Source organism: Streptomyces sp. NPDC051018 (assembly GCF_044456085.1).
Lineage (GTDB): Bacteria > Actinomycetota > Actinomycetes > Streptomycetales > Streptomycetaceae > Streptomyces.
Genome location: NZ_JBITFN010000013.1, coordinates 12,975 through 34,117 on the forward strand (window position 1 = coordinate 12,975; position 21,143 = coordinate 34,117).

General features: G+C 70.5%; 21 protein-coding genes and 1 riboswitch. Of the genes, 10 read left to right on the forward strand and 11 right to left on the reverse strand.

Going from position 1 to position 21,143, the window contains the following annotated elements:
* Window positions 1–135: 135 nt before the first annotated feature.
* Window positions 136–1,518 carry an MFS transporter gene (locus ACIBCM_RS22335; protein WP_399245784.1) on the forward strand — a complete coding sequence of 461 codons (1,383 nt, stop codon included), beginning with the start codon at window positions 136–138 and terminating at the stop codon, window positions 1,516–1,518.
* Window positions 1,519–1,568: 50 nt separating this feature from the next.
* Here ACIBCM_RS22335 and ACIBCM_RS22340 read toward each other — a convergent pair whose 3' ends face one another.
* The 5 genes from ACIBCM_RS22340 to ACIBCM_RS22360 all read right to left on the reverse strand — a co-directional run bounded on the left by ACIBCM_RS22340 (window position 1,569) and on the right by ACIBCM_RS22360 (window position 6,277).
* Window positions 1,569–2,600: a DNA helicase gene (locus tag ACIBCM_RS22340; RefSeq protein ID WP_399245786.1), complete on the reverse strand. Its 1,032-nt coding sequence runs from the start codon at window positions 2,598–2,600 to the stop codon at window positions 1,569–1,571.
* Window positions 2,601–3,011: 411 nt separating this feature from the next.
* A complete protein-coding gene (locus tag ACIBCM_RS22345) occupies window positions 3,012–3,494 on the reverse strand; it encodes a transglycosylase SLT domain-containing protein (RefSeq protein WP_399245788.1) in 483 nt (160 codons plus the stop codon).
* A 4-nt stretch (window positions 3,495–3,498) separates the two neighbouring features.
* A riboswitch (cyclic di-AMP (ydaO/yuaA leader) is annotated at window positions 3,499–3,657 on the reverse strand.
* A 431-nt stretch (window positions 3,658–4,088) separates the two neighbouring features.
* A complete protein-coding gene (locus ACIBCM_RS22350; RefSeq protein ID WP_399245790.1) occupies window positions 4,089–5,057 on the reverse strand; it encodes an NAD(P)-dependent alcohol dehydrogenase in 969 nt (322 codons plus the stop codon).
* 183 nt (window positions 5,058–5,240) lie between these two features.
* A complete protein-coding gene (locus ACIBCM_RS22355; RefSeq protein WP_399245792.1) occupies window positions 5,241–5,426 on the reverse strand; it encodes a DUF397 domain-containing protein in 186 nt (61 codons plus the stop codon).
* The gene (locus ACIBCM_RS22360; RefSeq protein ID WP_399245794.1) at window positions 5,423–6,277 is read right to left on the reverse strand and encodes a Scr1 family TA system antitoxin-like transcriptional regulator; all 855 of its coding nucleotides are present in this window, start codon (window positions 6,275–6,277) and stop codon (window positions 5,423–5,425) included. The genes ACIBCM_RS22355 and ACIBCM_RS22360 overlap by 4 nt, the downstream gene beginning before the upstream one ends.
* Window positions 6,278–6,440: 163 nt before the next feature.
* Between ACIBCM_RS22360 and ACIBCM_RS22365 the strand changes: the two genes are divergently transcribed.
* From ACIBCM_RS22365 to ACIBCM_RS22375, 3 genes are all read left to right on the forward strand, one after another.
* Entirely contained in the window at window positions 6,441–6,896 is a 456-nt protein-coding gene (locus ACIBCM_RS22365; RefSeq protein WP_399245796.1) for an ATP-binding protein, read from the forward strand.
* Window positions 6,842–7,759, forward strand: a complete 918-nt coding sequence (locus ACIBCM_RS22370) for a S1 RNA-binding domain-containing protein (RefSeq protein ID WP_399245798.1) — start codon at window positions 6,842–6,844, stop codon at window positions 7,757–7,759. The genes ACIBCM_RS22365 and ACIBCM_RS22370 overlap by 55 nt, the downstream gene beginning before the upstream one ends.
* Window positions 7,760–7,991: 232 nt before the next feature.
* Window positions 7,992–8,264 carry a hypothetical protein gene (locus tag ACIBCM_RS22375; protein ID WP_399245800.1) on the forward strand — a complete coding sequence of 91 codons (273 nt, stop codon included), beginning with the start codon at window positions 7,992–7,994 and terminating at the stop codon, window positions 8,262–8,264.
* A gap of 74 nt (window positions 8,265–8,338) precedes the next feature.
* Here the strand turns inward: ACIBCM_RS22375 and ACIBCM_RS22380 are convergent, their stop codons facing one another.
* Window positions 8,339–10,300, reverse strand: coding sequence for an N-6 DNA methylase (locus ACIBCM_RS22380; RefSeq protein WP_399245802.1), 1,962 nt, complete (start codon window positions 10,298–10,300; stop codon window positions 8,339–8,341).
* Between the two features lie 385 nt (window positions 10,301–10,685).
* On the opposite strand from ACIBCM_RS22380, the gene ACIBCM_RS22385 reads away from it, so the two are divergent.
* Both ACIBCM_RS22385 and ACIBCM_RS22390 read left to right on the forward strand, forming a co-directional pair.
* The gene (locus ACIBCM_RS22385) at window positions 10,686–11,585 is read left to right on the forward strand and encodes a SigB/SigF/SigG family RNA polymerase sigma factor (RefSeq protein ID WP_399245804.1); all 900 of its coding nucleotides are present in this window, start codon (window positions 10,686–10,688) and stop codon (window positions 11,583–11,585) included.
* Window positions 11,586–11,915: 330 nt separating this feature from the next.
* A complete protein-coding gene (locus tag ACIBCM_RS22390; protein ID WP_399245806.1) occupies window positions 11,916–12,383 on the forward strand; it encodes a DUF2267 domain-containing protein in 468 nt (155 codons plus the stop codon).
* Between the two features lie 553 nt (window positions 12,384–12,936).
* Here ACIBCM_RS22390 and ACIBCM_RS22395 read toward each other — a convergent pair.
* The gene (locus ACIBCM_RS22395; protein WP_399245808.1) at window positions 12,937–13,809 is read right to left on the reverse strand and encodes an SDR family oxidoreductase; all 873 of its coding nucleotides are present in this window, start codon (window positions 13,807–13,809) and stop codon (window positions 12,937–12,939) included.
* Between the two features lie 51 nt (window positions 13,810–13,860).
* On the opposite strand from ACIBCM_RS22395, the gene ACIBCM_RS22400 reads away from it, so the two are divergent.
* A complete protein-coding gene (locus ACIBCM_RS22400) occupies window positions 13,861–14,526 on the forward strand; it encodes a TetR/AcrR family transcriptional regulator (RefSeq protein WP_399245810.1) in 666 nt (221 codons plus the stop codon).
* Window positions 14,527–14,590: 64 nt separating this feature from the next.
* On the opposite strand, the gene benD is transcribed toward ACIBCM_RS22400, so the two are convergent.
* From benD to ACIBCM_RS22415, 3 genes are all read right to left on the reverse strand, one after another.
* Window positions 14,591–15,367 carry a benzoate diol dehydrogenase BenD gene (gene benD, locus ACIBCM_RS22405; RefSeq protein ID WP_399245812.1) on the reverse strand — a complete coding sequence of 259 codons (777 nt, stop codon included), beginning with the start codon at window positions 15,365–15,367 and terminating at the stop codon, window positions 14,591–14,593.
* Window positions 15,364–16,398: a 2-keto-3-deoxygluconate permease gene (locus ACIBCM_RS22410; RefSeq protein ID WP_399245814.1), complete on the reverse strand. Its 1,035-nt coding sequence runs from the start codon at window positions 16,396–16,398 to the stop codon at window positions 15,364–15,366. Before ACIBCM_RS22410 ends, benD begins: the two co-directional genes overlap by 4 nt.
* Window positions 16,399–16,687: 289 nt before the next feature.
* Window positions 16,688–16,981, reverse strand: coding sequence for a hypothetical protein (locus ACIBCM_RS22415; protein WP_399245816.1), 294 nt, complete (start codon window positions 16,979–16,981; stop codon window positions 16,688–16,690).
* An 18-nt stretch (window positions 16,982–16,999) separates the two neighbouring features.
* Between ACIBCM_RS22415 and ACIBCM_RS22420 the strand changes: the two genes are divergently transcribed.
* Window positions 17,000–17,320: an IclR family transcriptional regulator C-terminal domain-containing protein gene (locus ACIBCM_RS22420; RefSeq protein WP_399246082.1), complete on the forward strand. Its 321-nt coding sequence runs from the start codon at window positions 17,000–17,002 to the stop codon at window positions 17,318–17,320.
* A gap of 27 nt (window positions 17,321–17,347) precedes the next feature.
* Here the strand turns inward: ACIBCM_RS22420 and ACIBCM_RS22425 are convergent, their stop codons facing one another.
* The gene (locus tag ACIBCM_RS22425) at window positions 17,348–17,881 is read right to left on the reverse strand and encodes a hypothetical protein (RefSeq protein WP_399245818.1); all 534 of its coding nucleotides are present in this window, start codon (window positions 17,879–17,881) and stop codon (window positions 17,348–17,350) included.
* A gap of 1,091 nt (window positions 17,882–18,972) precedes the next feature.
* On the opposite strand from ACIBCM_RS22425, the gene ACIBCM_RS22430 reads away from it, so the two are divergent.
* Window positions 18,973–20,010 (forward strand): alcohol dehydrogenase catalytic domain-containing protein, encoded by a 1,038-nt coding sequence (locus tag ACIBCM_RS22430; protein WP_399245820.1) that lies wholly within the window; start codon window positions 18,973–18,975, stop codon window positions 20,008–20,010.
* Between the two features lie 408 nt (window positions 20,011–20,418).
* The gene (locus ACIBCM_RS22435; RefSeq protein ID WP_399245822.1) at window positions 20,419–20,796 is read left to right on the forward strand and encodes a hypothetical protein; all 378 of its coding nucleotides are present in this window, start codon (window positions 20,419–20,421) and stop codon (window positions 20,794–20,796) included.
* The last annotated feature ends 347 nt before the right edge of the window (window positions 20,797–21,143 follow it).

A 21,143-nucleotide genomic window follows, 5' to 3' on the forward strand; every position in this document is an offset into this window, starting at 1 on the left:
GGCCACCGCGCGCCGACGTGTGGCCGGGTACCCGGCCGAGGCTTGACAGCCGAGGGGTGGCCACTCATATTACATGCACTTTGGTTCGATTATTGATCAGATGTTCACGCATCCGCTGTGTACGCCGGAGGACACATGACCACCCCGCCCCCTCCCACGGGCGAAGCCGCCGCGCCCCGCCCCGGATTCCTCGAACGGCAGGGGATCGTCCGGCCGCTCGCCTTCGGCTATCTCGCCGTCATGCTCTTCATGGTCGGCGACGGCATCGAAGTCGGCTTCCTCTCCCCCTACCTGGAGTCACGCGGCTTCTCCGGCAGTGAGGTCGCCCTGCTGTGGACGGTGTACGGCCTGGTGGTCGCCGTCGCCGCCTGGCTCTCCGGCGCCCTCGCCGAGGCATGGGGCCCCCGCCGGGTCATGCTGCTGGGCCTCGGGATCTGGGCCGTCTTCGAGGTTCTGTTCCTGACCGTCGGCGTGGCCGCGGGGAACTATCCGCTGATGCTCCTCACCTTCGGAGTCCGCGGACTGGGGTACCCCTTCTTCGCGTACGGCTTCCTGGTCTGGATCGCCATGGAGACCCCGGAGAACAAGCTCAGCCGTGCCGTCAGCTGGTACTGGTTCGCCTCCACCATGGGCCTCGGCGTCATCAGTTCCTACTTCGCCGGCGCGGTCATCCCCCTGATCGGCGAGATGGCCACCCTCTGGCTCTCGCTCGTCTTCGTCGCCGCGGGCGGCGCTCTGATCGCCTTCCTCGTCCGTGCCCGTGCGGTCACCGGCCCCCCGGCGTCGACGAAGGAGTCGGTGGCGAGGATGCTCAACGCGCTCACCATCGTCAAGACCCACCCCCGGGTGGGCGTCGGTGGCGTGGTCCGGCTGATCAACACGCTGTCCTTCTATGCCTTCGTCGTGTTCCTGACGACCCATATGGTCAACGACATCGGCTTCTCCACCGCCCAGTGGCAGACCATCTGGGGCACGATGCTCCTCGCCAACGTCGCCGCCAATCTGCTGTCCGGCTATGTGGCCGACTGGATCGGGGGCGTCAACACGGTCGCCTGGGCGGGCGGGCTCGGCTGTTTCGTGACCGTGCTGGCCCTCTACTACGTGCCCGAGGCGGTCGGCCCCAGCTTCGGAGTCACCCTGGCCGTCGCCGTCGTCTACGGCCTGGCGCTGGGGGCGTTCGTCCCCCTGTCCGCGATCATGCCGCTGCTCGCCCCGCGTCATGTCGCCGCCGCGGTCGCCATCCTCAACCTGGGTGCCGGGCTCAGCCAGTTCGCCGGCTCGGCCGTCGCGGGTCTGGTCGGCCCGCTCGGCATCGAGGGCACGGTCTGGGTCCTCGCCTCCGTCTATCTCATCGGCCTGGTCCTCACCTTCTTCCTGAAGGAACCGGATTCCGGAGCCCCCGGAGCCCCAGACCCCGGAGCCCTCGGAACCCCCGCCCCCGGAGCCGTACCGGAGCCCCTGCCGGCCGCGGCACCCGACAGCGCCCGCCCGGCCCCCGAACGGGCCACCACCGGCTGACCGCCGCCGCCCGGCCCCACCCCTCACCCCGGGCCGAACCCCCCCCCGCCTCACCCCCGGACCAGGACGTCCCCCGGGATGTCCGCCAGTGTCGGTGGCTCCGTCGTGCCCGTGAAGGCCAGGTGGAGGTTGCGGCGGGCGCGGGTGGTCAGGACGTAGTACGCCATCCGCAGCGACGCGGAGGTGGGGTCCGCCGCCGCGTCCGTCTCCGTGTCGGGGACGACGACCGTGTCGAAGCCGAGCCCCTTGGCGCCGGCCCGGTGGACGACGACCGGGCCGGGGCGGGACAGATCAAGCGTGCGGTATCTGCCGTGGGCGGCCTGGGCGGTGTACATCTGCGGCCTCAGCTCCGGAGCCCGCCGCTCCAGCAGGGTGATGAGCTCGAACTGCGTACGGGTCGAGTTGACGACGACCCCGATGCTGTCTCCCGGCCTCTCCCGCGCCAGGGAGACCAGCAGATCGGTCACGGCCCCGGGGCCGGTCAGCCGGTGCAGCCGGGGACGCGGCCCGATCCGCCCGGGCAGCGCGGGAGATATGGCGCCCGTGTGGAAGCGGGCGGCCAGCTCGGCGATCTGACGGGTGTTGCGGTGGTTTCCGCCGAGGCCGTGCCGGGCGCAGGCGCCGAGACCCCGTTCGATCTCCCCCAGGGTCGACCGGGTGTCGGTGAGCCGCTGGCACTCGTCGGCGAACACGGTCACCTCCGCCCCGAGCAGCCGGCACAGCCGGTAGAAGGCGGGCGGCAGATCCTGGCCCTCGTCCACGACCAGACTCAGCGCGCCGGGCGCCTCGCGAAGGGCCGCCCGTTCGTAGAACGCCGGCCAGTCGTACCAGCCGTCGTCGGTTCTCGGGGCGACCTCCCCGTACCAGCGGGCGAGCCAGGAGTGCGCCGTCGCCACCGTCACCCCCGCGTCCTCGGTGCCCAGCGCCCGTACCAGGGGCGCGAGGGACTGGCACAGCAGCCGGGACCGGGTGAGCAGGACGGCCGGAGTGCCGGTGAGCGAGCTCGGCCCGCAGCCGTATCTGTTCGGCTTCCCCCAACCCGATGGCCTGGGCCCGTGCCCGGAAGGTGAGTTCGGAGACAACCCCCCGTACGGCCTCCCGGCGCAGATCCGCGTACAGCTCGCGCAACGCCTCCCCCGAGCCCGGGAGCACCCCGCCCGTCCGCCGTGGCTTCACCCATGACTCACACCCCCCTGTGTCGCATGACATGCCCCCGGAACAAGCCCCGCACGGCTGCTCAACGGAAGCAGGAAAGAACCGGCCCACAACGTAGAGAGGCGTGTTGACATTGTCAACACGCCTCTCGTTGGCGGCAGTTACCCCGATCCTGTGGACGCCCGACCCCGCCGGGTTCGCGGGTCCTTCCGCTCCCGGTCTCCTCCTCCGTCCTGTCTTCCGTCTGCTGTCGCAGGGTGCGGGGGCATATCGGCCTCCATACGCGAGAACGCCCCCGGGATCCCGGGGGCGTTCTCGCGTATGGAGTTCAGGCAGTGTCAGTACGGCCCGAAGACATTGTCGATCGATCCGTACCGGTCGGCCGCGTAGTTGCAGGCTGCGGCGATATTGGCGACCGGGTCGTAGCTGTCGGTGGACGTACCCGGAACGTGGTAGGCCCGGAAGGTCGGGTCAATCACCTGGAGAAGGCCCTTGGACGGCGTTCCGGCCACGGCGTTGGAGTCCCAGTTGTTGATCGCCAGCGGGTTTCCGGAGGACTCGCGCATGATGTTCCGGTGAATTCCCTCATAGCTGCCGGGAATTCCGTGATCGGCCATGACGGACAGCGCTTCCCTGATCCAGCCGTCGAGGTTGTCGGGGTACGTCGTGGCCTGGGTCGCCGTCGTGGCGGCGGGGGCGGCGTGGGCCGTGGCGGCACCGGCCAGCGGGAGCGCCAGCACGGCGCCGGCCGCGCCGAGCGCGACAAGACCCCTGGTGAGCGAGCGGGTTCCGAAACGGGACAGCTTTACCTGGGCAGACATATTGAGTTCCTCTCCGTCGCCTGCGAGGTGAGCTGTCGGATTCGGGCTGGAGATGCCCTACCGCACCCGAAGGCGCGGATTCACCCCTAGCCGGTCCCTTGCGGTACCGGCGACTTACCTGGTTCCCCCGCTCCTGCCGTGAGTGAGTAGTCGGTCGGCTCTGTGCGGGACGGCGGCAGGATGAGGCGTTCCGTCCCGAGTCGACGATGACCGTAGACGAGACCGGGCGAGGGAGACAAGGCGCGGTTTCCTTTTCGAAACCCATTTCCGGGTCTGGCTTTCGGGTGCCGGATTTCCATGATCCGGCGGAGGGGCCCAACTCGCTTTTCATGGCGATGGGATGGCCGGGGAGTGAATTGATCGTTTCGGGTCTCCGGGTGACGCTTGTCACTTATGGAGTCGTTATTCAAAAGACGCCATAGCGAAGGGCGTTTAGGTTTATTGGCGAGAAAGCAGCCAAATGGGACATTTCATCCATTGGGTGTGAGGGGCTCCATAGTTCCCAGAAGGGGTAGGGCCTCTCATCGTGCCCCGCGTACGGCGTCCTCCGTGCCCCGGCCCTGGCCGCGATCGCCCGGTTCATACGGGCACGGCTCATACGGTCACGACGATCTTGCCCCGGGGATGGCCCGTCTCCAGGTGCTTGATCGCGGCGACGGCTTCGGTCAGCGGGTAGGCGCGGTCGACGACCGGTGCGATCGTGCCGTCCTCGGCGAGCTTCTTGAGGATCATCAGGTCCTTGTGGCGCACCAGCGCGATCAGGGAGCTCAGCGTCTGGCCCAGGAACGGCGAGAGCGCGTAGCCGTGGAGCTGGCGGCCCAGGCCGCCCACCCAGTCGCCGCCGCCTTCGCCTCCGGCCATGACCAGGACGCCCTTGGGGGCGAGTGCGCGGCGCAGCAGGGACAGCGGGCGGTTGCCGGCGGTGTCGAGGATGACGTCGAACCGGTGCCCGCCGTCGGTGATCTCCTGGGTGGTGTAGTCGAGGACGTCGGTGGCGCCCAGGGTCCGGACGAAGTCGGCCTTGCCGGGGCCGCAGACGGCGGTGACCTCGGCTCCGTACGAGGCGGCGAGCTGGACGGCGTAGGTCCCGATGCCGCCGGAGGCGCCGATGACCAGTACTTTCTGCCCCGGCCTCGGGCGCGCCCTGCCGCTGAGGCCCTGGTGGGCGGTGACCCCGGAGACGGGGAGAGCCGCGGCCTGCTCGAAGGTGAGGTTGCCGGGCTTGGGCGCGAGCTTGTCGGCCCTGGCGCAGGCGTACTCGGCCAGCGATCCGTCGCCGCTGCCGAAGACCTCGTCACCCGGCTTGAAGCCCGTCACCTTCGCACCGACCGTCTCGACCACCCCGGCGAGGTCCCAGCCGCGAACGGGGTTCTTGGGCTTGCGGAACCCGAAGGCGAGGCGGGCCATATAGGGCTTGCCCGTCATGAGGTGCAGGATGCTCGGATCCACCCCGGCGGCGCGCACCTGGACCAGCACTTCGCTGTCCCGGGGAACGGGGCGGTCGATGTCGCGCAGCTCTAAGCCGTCCGCGGAGCCGTACAAGTCATGGACGATGGCCTTCATGGGGTCCCCCCTGGTTCGGATGCTGCCCCAGAGCATCGCGCCGGATCGAACCTCTGACCAGCCTCCGGGTCCCCTAGATGTCCCCCATATGTCAGAGGCCGGGTGGTGCCCTCCTCGCCCGCCGGTCCGGCCCGTTCCGTTGGTTCGGGCCGGGGTCGGCTGACGTTGTGCAGGCGTACGGCTTCAGTGTTGTGCGGCGTACTCGATGAACTGCGCCCACCCTTGGGGGTTGACGGTGACGTGTGGGCGCGCCAGGTCCTTCGAGTCCCGGACAAGAACAGCCCCTTCTATGGTGGCGACCTCGACGCAATTGTCGCCGGCGGTGCCGCTGTAAAGGGACTTGAACCAGACTGGTTCGGTGTCGCTCATCGTGCTCCTCTGATCCGCTCCAGCAGGCCCACGGACTCCAAGGGGTTGAGGGCCTGTGAGCGGAGTGTTGCATACCGCCGATGCAGGACGGCGGCCTCTTTTGGGTCAGCGATCAATCGGCCGCTCTCTTGACCCTCGGAGTACGCAAGGTGTCTTCCGTCGGGAGTTTCCAACAAGGCCAGTGGGCCATCCAGACCGGCATGAGAGTGGCACGCTGTCGGCATGATCTGAAACGACACGTTTCGGAGTGAGGTGAAGGCCAGCATGTGATCCAACAACTGGCGAGTGACTTCGACACCACCAAGCCGACGCTGCACGATGTGCTCGTCCACCACGAAACTGAATGAGGTGTTGGGACGTTCCCGGATGAGCTGTTGTCGCTTCAGCCGGGCGGTCACCTGAGCCTCCATTTGGTCGTCGGACAGCGGTGGAACGCGGCTGTCGAACGCCGCCCGCGCGTACCCCTCCGACTGCAACAACCCCGGCACCAGCCTGCACTCGTACGTGCTGAGGCTCACCGCCACCTTCTCCAGCTTCGCCCACCGCCGGAACCAGGCGGCCAGCCCCGGTTCGCCCCTGGTCAGGTGTCTGGCCGCCCTCCGTAGCGCGCCCGTGTTGCCCAGGGCCTGTTCGGCGCGTTCGACGAACGCCTCGTCGGGCATGCGGCGGCCCAGTTCCACCGACTCCACGGTGTGCTTGGAGAAGCGGACGCGGAGGCCGAATTCGGCGCGGCTGAGGCCGGCGTGTTCGCGTAACGCCTGGACGACGGCTCCGAAGGTGCGCAAGCTGTCCGAGGGGGTGGGTTCCCGTTCCCAGTCGCCCGCCGTGGTCTCGGTCTCATCGATGGTCATACGCCACACCTTCCGGAGCCTTGCGGGGCCGCACCCCCGAGCCGAACTCACCCAGAGTGAGGGGACGGCAGGCGTACTGTCCATGGAAAAACTCCGTACGCGGCCCGCGCGTACGGGGTCCGGTGCTGGTGGAGGGTCTGAAGCCGCCGCCATCGTGGCCGCCATGTACTTCACCGCGCCCCAGAGCGCGCTCACCGTACGTGTGTTCTCCCGGCGGCTGCCCACCACTCGCCGGGGTGCCCGCCTAGCCCGGCAGCTCACGGTCGGGGAACTGCGCCGCTGGGGAATCCCGGCCGCTGTCACCGACCGCGCCGAGGTCGTCGTCGCCGAACTGGCGGCCAACGCGGCGCTCCACGCCCGCGTACGGGACCGGGGTTTCCGGCTCACGCTCACCTACGACACGGCCTTCGGCGCGCTCCGGCTGGAAGTCACCGACGCCCGGGGCGATCTGCCGCTCGTACCGCCGGAGGAGGCGCCAGGGGAGGAGCTGCCCGAGGACGGTGGGGAGTCGGGCCGTGGGCTGCTCCTGGTCGGGGCGCTGGCGGACCGGTGGGGGAGCACACCGTGCCCGCCGAGCAGCAAGACGGTGTGGGCGGAGCTGGACTCCGGCGCGGACTGAAAGGGACGGTTTCCCGTGGGAGGCTGGACGGCATGGGCGGTGCGTCGGACAAGAGGAGTTCCCGGGAGTTTGTGGCCGCGATCCAGGTCGGTGATGTCTGCAGCGGGATCGTGGCAGAGGTGTCTCGACGAGGTGTGGCGGTGACCCTGGACGGCTTCGCCGCACGTCCGCTGGGGTTCGTGGGGCCGTTGGACTTGTCCTGGCGCAACTTTTCCGCAGCGGCGGTCGAGGTCGGCGACCGCATCACAGCCGAGGTGACCGCCGTCGACCAGGAGCACGGTCGAGCCTGGCTGTCCACGGCCGCCACGGAGAACGCCGAACTCTGGGAATTCCTGAAAGCCCTCCGCGCCGGGGAAGCACTGTCGGGCCACATCGCGTCAATCGAGCGGTTCGGCGTGTTCGTGGCGCTGGACGACGGCCCGGACCACCCGGTATTCCCAGGCGTCGGCTTCATCACGATCCCCGAACTGTCCTGGCGATGGTTCGAGGCAGTTTCGGATGTCGTTCAGGTGGGACAGCGCGTTACGTGCGAGTTCCTCCAGTTCGACACAACGAACGGAGAAGCCAGGCTGTCCCTGCGAGCGATGCGGCCGGACCCATTCCAGAGGTTCGCCGACGGCGCCGCGGTGGGGCAGAAGCTGCGGGGACGGGTCACCAAGCTGGTCCCGTTCGGCGTCTTCGTCCAGGTCGACAACGACATCGAGGGGCTGGTCCATCTGCACGAGCTCGCCTGGACACCCGTCGAGGCTCCGGAGCAGGTCGTCCAAGTCGGCGACGAGATCACGGTCGTCGTCACGGAGATCGACCGGGAGCGACGCAGGGTGGCCTTCTCCCGACGACAGGCTTCCACGGCACTCAAGTGACCTCTTCAGGTCTCGCCACAACCTGAGGCAAGCTCTGAACCACCGTCTTCGTTCCGGGACTGCTCTCCTGACCTTGTGGGTTCGTCGCGACCACTGTTCAGGATTCGCGAGCCCACGGAAGATCGGCTTGTACGTCCCCTACTGCCGGCCCGGAATCCGCGCCACCCGGTTCGAGCCACCCGGGCCGGAACTCGCGGCGCCCACCAGAAGGGCGGAGCCGAGGGCCAGATCCATGGCCGACTTGATGAACGGGACACCCACCCCGGAGAGCAGAGCGGCCCAGGACGCGCCGCCCGAACTGCGAGCCACCTTTCGGAACGCGGTCCTGGCCGCGTTCCTGGCCTGCGACGATCCCGGGACACGCCAGGAACTCGCCCTCTGGATCTCGCTGGAGTCCTCTGACTGTCCCGAAGCCCTTCAAGGCGATCACCGGCGCGCCACCGAGATCATCCTCGCCGACCCCGAGCACTACCGACTGATGCTCCAGCGCTCCGGCGGGAACTGATGCCGCCAACCCGACAGGCCCGGATCTCGGGGGCGGTGGGTACGGGGCGGGGTGGCGGCCAAGGCCCGCGGCGCTCAGGTCACGGGAGCCGTACGGGGTGACAGCGCCCCGTTGCCGAGGCCGTCCCGGGCCAGGGAGGCGGTCTCCCGGCTGAGTTCGGACACCGCGCGCAGGGCCTCCTCGAACTCCTGGAGGGCGCGGAAGACCTGTCCGTACCGGCGCTGTTCCCCGATGTCGAGCTGGGGGACGCGGGCGCCCCGGCCGTCGGCCCGGTAGGTCCCGCCGGTGCTCGTGGACCGCCGGGTGTTCGCCGTACTGAGCAGGAAGCCGCGCAGATAGTCGGTGTCGAGCTGGTCGCTCACGGACACCGGCTGCGGACCGCCGTAGTCGACGAGACCGGCCCGCGCCAGTTCGGCGACGCTCACCATCGATCCGTCCAGCGAACCGGGGCCCGGCCCTTCGGCGAGTTCGGGGAGCAGGGTGCGGAGCCGGGTGAGCTGTTCCGCCAGCCGCTCGCGTAGCCGTGCGTACTCCGCCGGGTAGTCGCGGTGGGGGGCCGCCGTGTGGCGCCCCGGGGTGAGGTCGACGCTGTCGTCCAGGAGATCGATCAGCGGAACGTCGGTGACCTGGCCCGGGGCCGGATCCAGCGGGCCGTCGGGATCGTTCGCGGTCAGGTCGATCAGTCGTACGGAGGTCAGGGAGCCACCCGGGGTGCGCGGGCGCCGCAGCTGCCACAGATGGACCGGCAGGGAGTGGGAGGCTGCGACCCCGGCGGGCAGGGCGACGATCTGGGTGAGCAGACCGCGCCGGACCAGTTCGGCGCGCATCCGGCGCCCGGCCTTGCGGTACGCGACCGACGCGGGCATGACCATGATGAGCCGCCCGCCGGGTGCGGTGTGCGCGTAACCGTGCTGGAGCCAGGCCAGTTCGCCCTCGGCCCGGGGCGGGGTGCCGAACTCCCAGCGGGAGTCCAGGAGCAGGGACTCACGGCCCCAGTCGCCGCCTCCCGTCGGCGGGTCGCATACGACGAGGTCCGCCCTGAGCTTCGGCCACCCGTCCGCGCGGAGCGAGTCACCGGTGGTCACCGTGACGCCGGTCCGGCCGGCGAGTCCGGCCCGCAGCCGGGCCAGGGAGGCGCTGTGGGGGTCGGACTCCTGGCCTATACGGCGGGGGGCCGGGCCGGGGGTCTGCTCCGGGCCGGGGGCGGGGTCCGGAGCGCGGTCCGGGTGCCGGTCCGGGTTCTGCTCCTCGTCCGGGCCATGTCCGGGAGCCCGTTGGGAACCGTGCTTCCGGCCGGGGTCCGGGCGTTCTGCCGGGTCGGGCTCCGGGCCGCCCTCCGGATCGGCTGCCGGGCCCCGTCCTGTGCCGCCTGTTGTGCCTTGCACGGGTCCTGCGGCCGACGGGACCGCCGGTTCTCCTGGTTCTCCCGGTTCCGCGGCTCCGACCGAGAGCAGGAGCGTACCGATGCCGCAGGCCGGGTCGAAGACGGTGGCATCGGCCGCCACCGGTCCGGCGAAGTGGCGTACGGCCCGCGCCACTCGCTCGGAGGTGACCTGGTCCGAGCCGGACCGCCGGGTGGAGTCCGTGAGCCGCTGCACCAGATGGGTCAGCAGGGCCGAGGACGGATTCCCGGCGGATGCCCTCGTGGAATCCCCTGAGGTTTCCTCCGCGGTGAGTTCGTCCGCGAGGCGTACGGCCTCCCCGGGCAGGGAGTCGTCCCTCTCCCCGGTGGCGAGATAGCGGGCGAGCGCGTCGAGACCGGTGACCATCTCCTCGCCGTAGGCCGCTCGCAGCGACTGCCAGAGCCTGACCTTCCCCGAGATCTCCTGGCCCTTGTCCTGCTTCTCCAGCCAGGCCCGCACGGCTTCCAGGACGAACAGCGGCCTGCCCGCCCCGCCGCCCGCCGGCTGCGGGAAGTCCTCGTACCGCCGCCGCCAGTTGGAGACGGCCGCGCGTGTGACCCCGGCGAGGCGCGCGATCTCCGACCCCGAGACCAGGGGGCCCGGTGAGGCCGGAGCCATGTCTGTGTCAGCCATGCAAACCACCGTATACGGTCGATGCACAGCGTTGATGTGCAGAATGTGTTGACGCTGTATACGAGCCGACGGTCCCCCGCTGAGCGTGTCAGCAAGATCACTTCAAGTGGGGGCGGCGAGTCAGGGAGACGGCCGAAGTCCGGGTCCGATGCCGGCCGGGCCGGGGTTCGCCGGAGCAGGGGAGTACGCCCGTGTCCAGGGCCCCTTGGCCCCTGGGCTCGTGGAGATCGCGCGCCGTGCGGGGTGACGCGCACGCGCGGCCCGTACGGGGTGACGCGCGCCACCTTCCCTCGGCGAATCCGGAGTCCGAGGATTGAGATCACGTCACCGGGGCAGACGCACCGTCACACCCGCTCAGTGTCCGTGCCAGTGGAGGGAGCCCAACATGCCGAGCGCAGCGATTGCCGCGCAGCGTGACCGTGTCGAGCCGGGAACGATCGGTTGGAGTGAGGCGGAGGTGGTGTGCGGGCTGCCCCGGGTGGAGGACGCGGGCAAGGTGGCGCCGAGGGACGCGAAGAGTCTCTCGAAGGTGTTCTTCGACCGGCTGCGGACGCTGGAGGAGGGGACCCGGGAATATCAGTACGCCCGCAACACGCTGATCGAGATGAACCTCTCCCTGGTGCGGTTCGCGGCACGGCGGTTCCGCAACCGGGGCAGCGGCGAGATGGAGGACATCGTCCAGGTCGGCACGATCGGGCTGATCAAGGCGATCGACCGGTTCGACCTGAGCCGCGAGGTGGAGTTCACCTCGTTCGCGGTTCCTTACATCGTGGGTGAGATCAAACGATTCTTCCGGGACACGAGCTGGGCGGTGCATGTGCCCCGCCGGCTCCAGGAGCTGCGTACGGAACTGGCCAGGGCGCGGGACGAGCTGGCCGGGGTGCTGGACCGCGATCCGACGGTGAACGAGCTGGCCGAACTGCTCGGGATGAGCGAGGAGGAGGTCACCGAGGGCATGGTGGCCGCCAACGGCTACACCGCGGGCTCCCTGGACACCCCCAACACCGATGCCGAGGAGGCCTCTTCGCCGGGCGCCGGGCGCGTGTACGCGGACATGCTGGGGGATGTGGACCCGGCGATGGAGCTGGTCGAGGATCTGCACTCCCTCGCGCCCCTGCTGGGCAAGCTGGACGACCGGGAACGGCTGCTGCTGGAGATGAGGTTCGGAAAGGAGATGACCCAGTCGCAGATCGGCGGCGAGCTCGGCATCTCCCAGATGCATGTCTCCCGTCTGCTGAACCGCACCCTCACCCGGCTGAGGTCCGGGCTGCTGGCCGAACGCTGAGGCTGCCCGGGACCAGGGCCGGGGCTTGGGCCAGGGGTCGGCCGCTCGCCGCGGGCCGCCCCGCGCGGTCACCCGCGTCAACACGCCCCGTTACGTACCCTGTACCAGGACGGACCGACCGGCATACGTCCGGACCCACCGGAATCCGTCGGGATCCACCGGCTACCGCCCGGACCCACCGGCACCCGTGCGGATCCATCAGCATCCGTCCGGACCGACCGACCGGCCACCCTCAGGCCCGGGGCGATGAGACCTGAACCCAGGCGGCCCCGAGCACCCGCCCGACCGCCACACCCACACACCAGTGGACAGTAGAGAGGCGTACCCACTGTGATCCAGCAGCAGCGGCCCGAACCGGCGAGACCGGTACGGGCCCTCACCGACAATCAGTTCATCGAGACCATTCGCTACGAGGGCCGCTACCCCACCCGGGAGCGGGCCACCGTCGTCATCCGGACCGTCCTGGCGGCGTTCGGGCAGCAGCTCGGCGCGGGCGACCGCGCCGAGCTCGCGAGCGCGCTCCCCCCGTCGGCCGCACGCCAACTCACCGCCCGCAGTGCCGCGGACCGTTCCCTCAGCGGAGGCGAACTGGTCGCGGACATCGCCCGCCACACCCCCGGCGCCACCCGGGCCACCGCCCGCTGGGACACGGGGACGGTTCTGACCACCGTCGCCCGGCTCGCGGGACCCGACCTCCTGGCCCGTGTTCTGACCGGGCTCCCCGACGGCTACGCCCTGCTGTTCGGCCAGGCCCGGCTCGTCCACCCGCGGCCCGCGTCGTCCCCGTCCCCGCGATAGCGCAGGGTACGGCCCGGGGCCGCCCCGGCATCACGCCGTGAGCGACAAGCGCCGTACCTCGGGCCCGACGGCCGACGGCCTGCGGAGGAACGCGTCCGCCGCGCCACCGCCGTACAGGGATACGGCCGTACAGGGACGCGGCCGTACAGGGACGCGGCCGGACGCGTACACAGTCGTACGTGAACGGGTGCGGGCGTCGCGGGTGTTTGTGGAGTGGACCGTGAGCGTGACCAGTGCGTGTACGGCGCCCCGCCTCGGGGCGCCGTACACGCACTGGTCACACGGCCGGTGTCCGCCGCGCGGAAGAACGACCGTATCTCCATGGACCGTCCGGCTTGACAACGAACCGTCGTGCCCGAACCGGTGGACGGTCTCTGATCCTTGCCTGCTTGGCCCCCTGTCCCTTGGCAGCTTTGGGTCGATGCGCCAAGTACGGGTGCCGGATGCGGCCTTGAGACTCTGCTTCGGCACGCCGGTCGCACCATCGCGTGTCGGAGATGGCCGGGTGCGGGCTCGTAGTCGGGCGGCGGGCCGGGCGGGAGGGTATGCCTCGTCAGGTGATCGCGGCCTTCGGGCGGTGGCGGCGCAGGTTGGCGGCGAGGATACGGTCGAGCGCGCGGTCGGACAGGACCCGGGCCAGTCGGGTGACCAGGGCGGCGTCCCGGCCCGCGGTGTAGCGAGTGCGCGGTCTGCGGGCGGTGACGGCCTTGGCGATGACCCGGGCGGCGGCATCCGCTGTCAGGCCTGAGGAAGTGCCCCGGTCCATCAGTGTGTTGTTCGCCTGGACGAGGCTGCCGTAGCGCTCGACCTGGTCCGGCGTCATCATGGCGGCCAGGTCGTTCGCCGTCGCGATTCCACGGGAGGCGATCCGGGTGCGGACGCCGCCGGGCTCGACCACGACCACCTGTACCCCCAGCGGCTCGACCTCCCGGCGCAGGGAGTCGCTGACGGCCTCCAGGGCGAACTTGGCGCCGGCGTATGCGCCGTAGGTGGCCATGGCGACCTTGCCGCCTACCGAGCTGATGTTGATCACGCGGCCCCTGCTGAGCAGCAGCGCGGGCAAGAGGGCCTGGGTGACGGCGATGTGGCCGAACAGGTTGACCTCGAACACCCGCCGCCATTGTGTGATCGGCAGGGTTTCGACGGGGCCGTTGACCTGGATGCCGGCGTTGTTGACGAGTGCGTGCAGGGCGCGCGGGTCGTCGGCGATGCGCGCGGCGAGTGCTTCCACGTGCTCGGGCCTGGTGATGTCGAGGATGACCGGCTCGATGCCGTTCGCGCGGACGGCGTCGGCGTCCCGGTCCCGTCGCACACCGGCCAGGACGTGGAATCCCCGGCGGGCCAGTTCACGAGCGGCCGACTCGCCCATGCCCGTCGAGGCTCCCGTGACGACGATCAGCTTCCGAAAGTCAGATGACATTGTCATCTTGATGAGGCTACCAGTCGAGATGACACCGTCAACTGTATGATCGGGGCCATGGTCACTCGCGCGGAGTCCGCAGCCCTCACCCGCCGCGCTCTGCTCGACGCGGCCGCCGATCTGCTCGACCTCGGCGGACCGGAAGCCGTCACACTGCGCGAAGTGGGCACCCGGGCGGGTGTGACACGGGGAGCGCCGTACCGGCATTTCACGGGTAAGGACAGCCTGCTGACAGCCATCGCGACCGAGCGCTGGGAACGCATCGCCGACCAGGTCCATGCCCTGCGGACCGATCCGGCCCTGTCGGCCGCCGACAGGACGCGCGGCGCCCTGCGCACTCTCATCGACGTCGGCCGCGACCAGCCCCACCTCTACCAGATTCTGTTCCGGCGCCACGGGCACCGCCCCGAAGAACTCGGCGACGGACTCGACCGCGTCCGGAGCCGGCTGTGCGCACCGGACGGCGACCCTGCCACGGACCGTGCCCGCGCCGCCGGACGCTTCCAGGCCGAGTTCCTGGCCATCGTCGCCGACCTCGTCGGCGAGCGGAACGCCGGGCATTACGGCGCCCTTCTGCTCACCGGCGCCCACGGCATCGCGGACATGGAACTCACCGGCCACCTCCACCGCGACAGCCTGAACGCCACCTCCGACGAGCTCGTCGACACCCTCGTCCGCCTGGTCACGGATACCCGTGTCCGGCCCGGCCCGCACCGGCGGTGAGGCGGAAGCGCCCTCGCCCGGTCCGGACCCCGGACCCTCGCCCGGACCCCGCCCCCGGCCGCCGCTACCCCAGGTCACCTCCCGCGACCGGCAGTGTGGTGCCGGTGATGTAGGAGGCGTCGTCCGAGGCGAGGAAGAGGATGGGGGCCACCTGCTCGGCCATGGTGCCGTACCGCTTGAGGAACGTGCCCTCGGTGGTCTGGTCGACGGTCTCCTGGTGCCAGATCTCCTCCTGGGCCGTCATCGTGCCGGGATGCCGGGGGATCCGCCTCGGCGGCGCCTCGGTGCCGCCCGGTGCGGTGGCGCAGACACGGACGCCCTTGGCGGCGGCCTCGAAGGCCAGCGAGGCCGTGATCGCGTTGACCCCGCCCTTGGCGGCGGCGTACGGGACGCGATTGACGCTGCGCGTGGCGTTGGAGGAGACGTTGACGATGACCCCGCGCCCCCGCTCGATCATGTGGGGGAGTACGGCCCGGCAGCCCCAGAGCGTCGGGAAGAGGGAGCGGCGGATCTCCGCCTCGATCTCCTCCTCGCCGTAGTGCTCGTACGGCTTGCGCCAGATGGTTCCGCCGACGAGATTGACCAGGATGTCGACGTGCCCGAACTCGGCGACGGTGTACGCGACGAGTTCCCTCGCCGCGGCATACGACTCCAGGTCGGCCTGGAAGGCACGGGCCTCGCCGCCTTCCGCCGTGATGGCTTCGTGCACGGCCGTGACCAGCGGGGAGCGGTCCGCGAGCACGACGTGCGCGCCCTCGGCGGCCATCGCCCGCGCGACCCCCTCGCCGATGCCCTGGGCGGCGGCGGTGACGGCGACGACTTTTCCGGTGAAGCGGTTCACTTCGCGGTCCCTCCGGCCTGGAGGGCCCCGACGCGGCCGGACAGCGGGGGAGCGGAGTCCCCTCCGTCGTGTTTTCCGGCGTTCTTCGCGGCACGTCTGGCCATGAAGGCGGTGCCGAAGGGGGCGAGGACGGCGGTGACGACGACGCACGCGGCGACCAGCACGGTCGCGGGCGGCGCGGCGGCCGCGTACGCCGGATTGGCACCGGCGACGATCGCCGGGACGGTCACGGCGTTGCCCGCCGTGGTGGCCGCGGCGATGCCCGCCACACCGGTGCCGCCGGTGAACCGGTCGACGAGGACGAGGAGCAGCCCCGTCCACAGGAAGACGAAGACGCCGAGACCGAGGCCGAGGAGGCCCGCCTTCCACACGGCGCCGAGGTCGATGGTGTTGCCGAGCGCGAAGGCGATGATGGGGATGAGGCCGGGGCAGACCGGTGCGAGCCAGTCGCGTATCCCGCGGTCGAGGTTGCCGATGATCGGGCCCACGATCATCGGGAGGACCGCGCCCAGCATCGCCTGCCACGGGAAGGCGGCCAGGCCCGCGACACCGAGCGTGACCATGGTGAAGAACGGCCCCGACTCGATCGACATCACGCCGTACGCGGCGGCGTCCTTCGGCCGCCCGAACTGCTGCATGAGCGTGATGAACATCGTGCCGTTGGTGTCGTTCATCGACGCGACCAGCGCCAGTACCGACAGCCCGGCGAACATCCCGGAGGCGATCGGTGCCTCGTCCAGGAACTGGGCCGCGATGACACCGACCACGGCCGCGCTGATCAGCTTCGCCGCCAGCAGGGAACCGCCCTTGACCAGGATCTGCCCGGTCGACTTGAACTCCAGCGTCGTGCCCAGACACAGGAAGAACGCGGCGGTCAGCGGCAGCGCGCCCGTGAACAGCGCCCCGGTGAACGAGCCGAAGTACTCGCCCGTGCCGGGCCAGAACGTATGGACGGTGGCTCCGATGAACAGCGGGACCACCATGGTCCCGCCGGGAATCCGGTCCAGGGACGCCTTGATCGGTATCTGCATGCCTGCGCACTCCTCCTCGGGGCGGAAAACTGCCGATCAGTACGCCATGGGCCCCGAAGGGCCCGGAAGGCCGGACCTGACGTAATCTCCCTCTGCGAAACAAAAAGCACCCTCATCGGCACCCGGCGGCTGTTTTGTTTCGCCATAGGACACCGGAGTACGGTCATGAGCGAGCCCGTGGGCCAGCACCTTTCGTCCCTCGACGCGGGGCTGCGCGTCATGACCCTGTTCGCGTCGACGGACAGCGTGAACGTCACCACGGTCGCCCGCCATCTCGGCTGCTCCCGTTTCACGGGCCTACCGCATCCTGAACACCCTGCGGAACCGCGACATCCTCATCCTCGGCCCGCGCGGCCGCGGCTACTATCCCGGCCCGGTCCTGGTCGAACTCGCCCGCCCCCGGGGCCTCGACCACGACGACCACGAGCGGCTGCGGCCCGTCATCGACGACGCCGTACGCCGTACCGGCGAGACCGTCCACGTCGCCGCTCTGATCGGCACACAGATCCTGTTCTTCGACGGCAAGGAGCCCGACCGCGCCATCCGCGCGAGCCTGCGCCCCGGCTACTTCCGCCCGGCCCACGCCATCTCGGCGGGCAAGCTGCTGCTCTCCCAGCTCACGGACGACCAGGTCCGCTCGCTCTACCCGGGCGAGGTGCTCACCAAGGTCACACCCTGGACCCTGGACCGGGTGAGCACCCTCGTCGACGAACTCCGCACGATCCGCGAGCAGGGTTACGCCACCAACCGCCAGGGCGTCGAGGTCGGCCTGGCCGGCGTCTCCGTACCCCTTCCCGGCCGTTCCTGGCACGAACGGATCGCCCTGTGCGCGACCGTGCCCCTGGACCGCGGTGACGAGGCGAGTCTGCTGGCCGTCCGCCAGGGTCTGACGGAGGCGGCGTCGGGGCTACGGCGCGACTGAACCCTCGGCTCATCCCGCTCAAGGAGGCTACGGCTCCCGGACACCCCGGGCGCCCGCCTCCGCGTCCTCCCCGGGCGGGGAGCCCGGCCAGATGGTGGTGACGACCGGGCCGATCAGGCTGTACAGGGCGATCTTGCTCAGCGGATTGAGCCACACCATGAACGGCGCGCCCCGGTCGGTGCCCCCGGCCACCGCGACCAGCAGGAGAATCAGCGCGGCGCTGATGGCGAAGGCGAGCAGGAACGTCAGCCAGCCCTTCCAGGCCGCGACGATCGCCTCCGTGCCGTAGAGCGTCCGGCGTACGGGCGCGGGGGCGCTCTCGAAGCGCCGGGCGAACTTCGCGTCGGCCCAGCGCATCGTCCGGTGCCCGTACACCACGGTGATGCCCAGATAGGCGGCTGAGAGGCCGTGCCAGACGGTGGGCTCGTCGCCGTTGCGCACGCTGATCACGGTGGCGATCAGCAGGACGACGTCGATGAGCGGGACGCAGAGCAGCAGAAGGCCGCCCAGGCGTCGCCGGCCGGCGGCGTAGCGGGCGGCCAGTCCGGCCAGGAGGAGCACCCAGAAGAGGATGTCGCTGGCGATGATGAGGTAAAGGATGCCCGCCTCCCGAGGAGCAGTTCTCCGGTCCGGAGCACGCCCGGTGCGAGTGGGCGTGTCCCGGAGTTCCGGTCGTACGCGGGGCGCCGGTGATGCGCCGGGCGCCGGTCGTGCGCGGGGCGGGCCGGCTGTCCCCGGGGCTCGCCCGTCGTGCACGGGGCGCCCCGGAGCCTGTGCCCGCTGCCGGTGGTCGCCGGACGTCCCTGGCCGGCTGGTCGCCGGGCATCCGGGGCGGCCCCGTCGCCCCGGCCCGTCACAGTCCGGACCCCTACCGTTATTCCGTTGTCACGTGCTTGAATTCCCGCCCTCTGTCGCACGGGACACGGCGTGGGACGCTATTCACTTGCCCTTGCCGAATGGCGAGGAACTCTCAGACCACCGTTCCTCGCGGTGACCGATGGCCGCGGCTTCACGTGCGTTGGATTCATTGTCCTGGGGTTCCTGGGGTGCCGTTGTCCGGTGCATCGGAGTTTCCGTCCGACCTTGAAAACGCCTGTTACCGGGCCTGGTCGGGGTGCACGGCGACGATACGGGGAGAGTGTCGGGGTCGCAAGAATTCCTCGGTGAATCCTGCCCAGGGCGCAGGGATGATGAGGCCGAGTAGTCCCAAGGATTTACTCGGGGAACCTTCTCCGGAAGGATTTCGGTCGTTCTCGAACAGGTGTCGGGAACTCCCCGAACGGCTGCCGTAAAAGGATGCGCCGGGCCGATCGCGCTGGACAGAACGGTAGCGCTCGTACGGGACGGGGGCGGGACGGCACCGGAGGCGCCCGGCGTTCGCGCGCCCGGAGCCCGCGGGTCACGTGCCCGGAGCCCGCGGTCGCGTGTGCCGAGCATGCGGTCACGTGCCCGGAGCCCGCGCCGGAGAGCCGCGGCAGCGTCGGTGGCCGCGATCCGGCCGGGCGCGTCGGGCCGTCGGGGCGGCGGCACGCGCACGGAACCCGGGGGCCTTCTCGACCCCGGGTTCCGGGGGCCCCGAGCCCGCCGCCGAGCGTCGTGCGGGGATCTGATGGATGTTGGAAGGAGTCCCCGGATCGAGAGGCATGATTTCAATGCGAGCTACATATATGTACGGCCCCGGTGATGTCCGGGTCGAGGAGGCTCCCGAGCCCCGGATAGTGGAACCCACGGACGCCCTCGTACGCATCACCCTGGCCTGCGTCTGCGGATCGGACCTGCACCCCTACCACTCCATGGACAAGACGGACGAGGGCGTGCCGATGGGACACGAGTTCCTCGGGATCGTCGAGGAGACCGGCCCCGAGGTCACCGGTCTGAAGAAGGGCGATTTCGTCGTCTCACCGTTCGCGTTCGCGGACAACACCTGCGCGATCTGCCGTGACGGCTTCCAGACGGCCTGCCCGCACGGCGGCTTCTACGGAGTGGGCGGGATGGACGGCGCACAGGCCGAGGCCATCCGGGTCCCCCAGGCCGCCGGCACCCTGGTCAGGCTCCCCCCGGACCCGGACGCGGCGCTGCTGCCGTCCCTGCTGGCCCTGAGCGATGTGTACCTCACCGGATACCACGCGGCCCATATGGGCGGAGTGTCCGAGGGGAAGACGGTCACGGTGATCGGCGACGGTGCCGTGGGCCTCTCGGCCGTGCTGGCCTCCGCGCGCAGGGGCGCCGAACGGATCATCCTCATGGGCCGCCACAAGGACCGCACCGATCTGGGCCGCGCCTGGGGCGCCGGCGAGGTGGTGGCCGAGCGGGGCGAGGAGGGCGTCGCCCGGGTGAGGGAGCTGACCGGCGGCGAGGGATCCCATGTCGTGCTGGAGGCGGTGGGGCTGATGCCCGCGTACGAGCAGGCGTACCGCATCGTGCGCCCCGGCGGGATCATCTCCCGGGTCGGGGTGCCGCAGTACGAGGAGGCCCCGGTGGGCTTCGGCTCGCTGTTCGGGAAGAACGCGGGCCTGACCGGCGGACCGGCACCGGTACGCGCCTATATCGAAGAGGCCGTCCCGGACGTCCTGGAGGGCCGTATCGAACCGGGCCGGGTGTTCGACGCCGAGGTCACGCTCGACGAGGTCGCCGACGCCTACCGGAGGATGGACACCCGCGCCAATCTCAAGGTGATGGTGCGCCCCTGACATACGCACAGTGCGTACCGCGTGCGTCCGGCCGGCACCGCTTGCATCCGGCCGGCACCGCCCGCACCCCGTCTCCGCCGCGCCGTCGGGGCCCGGCAGCGGTCCACCCCATGCGCCGGACTCGTCTGCCGAGGCGGTACGCCTACGGGCCGTCAGGCCCCGGTGGGTCATCGCCGCGTCAACGAGACCGTACGGCGGTACGGCGGTACGCGGCCGGTAGCGCGAGCGCGGGACGCACCCCTCACCTGCCGGAGCCCCTCCTCGTCGGCCCCTGGTCCCCGTACCCCTCCTCTTCTTCCACTTTCTGTCAGCCGTGCGATGACAACAAGACGGCAATGTTCCAAATGGCAAACCCGGACAATCAGTTCCGGGCGGCGGAGACCGCCGCCCTCCGACCGGAGGGCGTCCATGCCAGACATCCGGGACCCGTACGGCAGCCTCCACCGCATGCTGTGGATCGGCGGCGCACAGTGGTCGGGCACGTCGACGGTGGCCGAACGCATCGCCGCCGAGCACGGTCTGACGGCCTATCACTACGACTGCCACGACTCCCGCGGACATCAGGACCGCCGGATCGCGCGCCGGGTCGCCCTGGGTGAGCCGGTACAGGGCCCGACCCTCGGCCATGTCCGGGTGGAGCGGAGCCCGGAGGAGATGGCCTCCGAGACGCCGGCGGGTTTCCCGGTCCGGTTCGCGTGGGCGCTGGACGACCTGCGGGCGCTGTTCACCGAAGACCAGCCGTCTCCGAAAGCCGGGGCCTGCGACCCGATTTGGTCGCGCCGCTGATCGACTCGCCCCGGCGGATGGTCGTCCTCGTCCCCACCGAGGACTTCCGGCAGCACCAACTCCGTACCCTGCCCCGCGCGGGCGCCCTCGACGTCCCGGTGAGCGACCCCGCCCGCGCCCAGGCCAACCGCGTCGCCCGGGACCGCCCGGTCGCCGAGGACGCGGCACACGGCGCCCGCCGTCTCGTCATCCGCGTCATCGAGGTCGACGGCATCCTCGGCGCGTCAGCCGTGGCGGCGGCGGTGACCGAGCAGTTCGCCCCCTATCCGGCCCTCGGGGCCAGTCAGTTACCCGCCCCGGGACCGGTGAGCGGGTGTCATGAGGCGTTGGTGCACGGGCGGCCGCAC

What these genes read in the sequence shown, in the direction of transcription:
- ACIBCM_RS22335 (WP_399245784.1), top strand. Translation starts at nt 136, where the DNA reads ATGACCACCCCGCCCCCTCCCACGGGCGAAGCCGCCGCGCCCCGCCCC.
- ACIBCM_RS22345 (WP_399245788.1), bottom strand. Translation starts at nt 3,494, where the DNA reads ATGTCTGCCCAGGTAAAGCTGTCCCGTTTCGGAACCCGCTCGCTCACC.
- ACIBCM_RS22350 (WP_399245790.1), bottom strand. Translation starts at nt 5,057, where the DNA reads ATGAAGGCCATCGTCCATGACTTGTACGGCTCCGCGGACGGCTTAGAG.
- ACIBCM_RS22355 (WP_399245792.1), bottom strand. Translation starts at nt 5,426, where the DNA reads ATGAGCGACACCGAACCAGTCTGGTTCAAGTCCCTTTACAGCGGCACC.
- ACIBCM_RS22360 (WP_399245794.1), bottom strand. Translation starts at nt 6,277, where the DNA reads ATGACCATCGATGAGACCGAGACCACGGCGGGCGACTGGGAACGGGAA.
- ACIBCM_RS22365 (WP_399245796.1), top strand. Translation starts at nt 6,441, where the DNA reads ATGTACTTCACCGCGCCCCAGAGCGCGCTCACCGTACGTGTGTTCTCC.
- ACIBCM_RS22375 (WP_399245800.1), top strand. Translation starts at nt 7,992, where the DNA reads ATGGCCGACTTGATGAACGGGACACCCACCCCGGAGAGCAGAGCGGCC.
- ACIBCM_RS22380 (WP_399245802.1), bottom strand. Translation starts at nt 10,300, where the DNA reads ATGGCTGACACAGACATGGCTCCGGCCTCACCGGGCCCCCTGGTCTCG.
- ACIBCM_RS22385 (WP_399245804.1), top strand. Translation starts at nt 10,686, where the DNA reads ATGCCGAGCGCAGCGATTGCCGCGCAGCGTGACCGTGTCGAGCCGGGA.
- ACIBCM_RS22395 (WP_399245808.1), bottom strand. Translation starts at nt 13,809, where the DNA reads ATGACAATGTCATCTGACTTTCGGAAGCTGATCGTCGTCACGGGAGCC.
- ACIBCM_RS22400 (WP_399245810.1), top strand. Translation starts at nt 13,861, where the DNA reads ATGGTCACTCGCGCGGAGTCCGCAGCCCTCACCCGCCGCGCTCTGCTC.
- ACIBCM_RS22410 (WP_399245814.1), bottom strand. Translation starts at nt 16,398, where the DNA reads ATGCAGATACCGATCAAGGCGTCCCTGGACCGGATTCCCGGCGGGACC.
- ACIBCM_RS22430 (WP_399245820.1), top strand. Translation starts at nt 18,973, where the DNA reads ATGCGAGCTACATATATGTACGGCCCCGGTGATGTCCGGGTCGAGGAG.
- ACIBCM_RS22435 (WP_399245822.1), top strand. Translation starts at nt 20,419, where the DNA reads ATGCCAGACATCCGGGACCCGTACGGCAGCCTCCACCGCATGCTGTGG.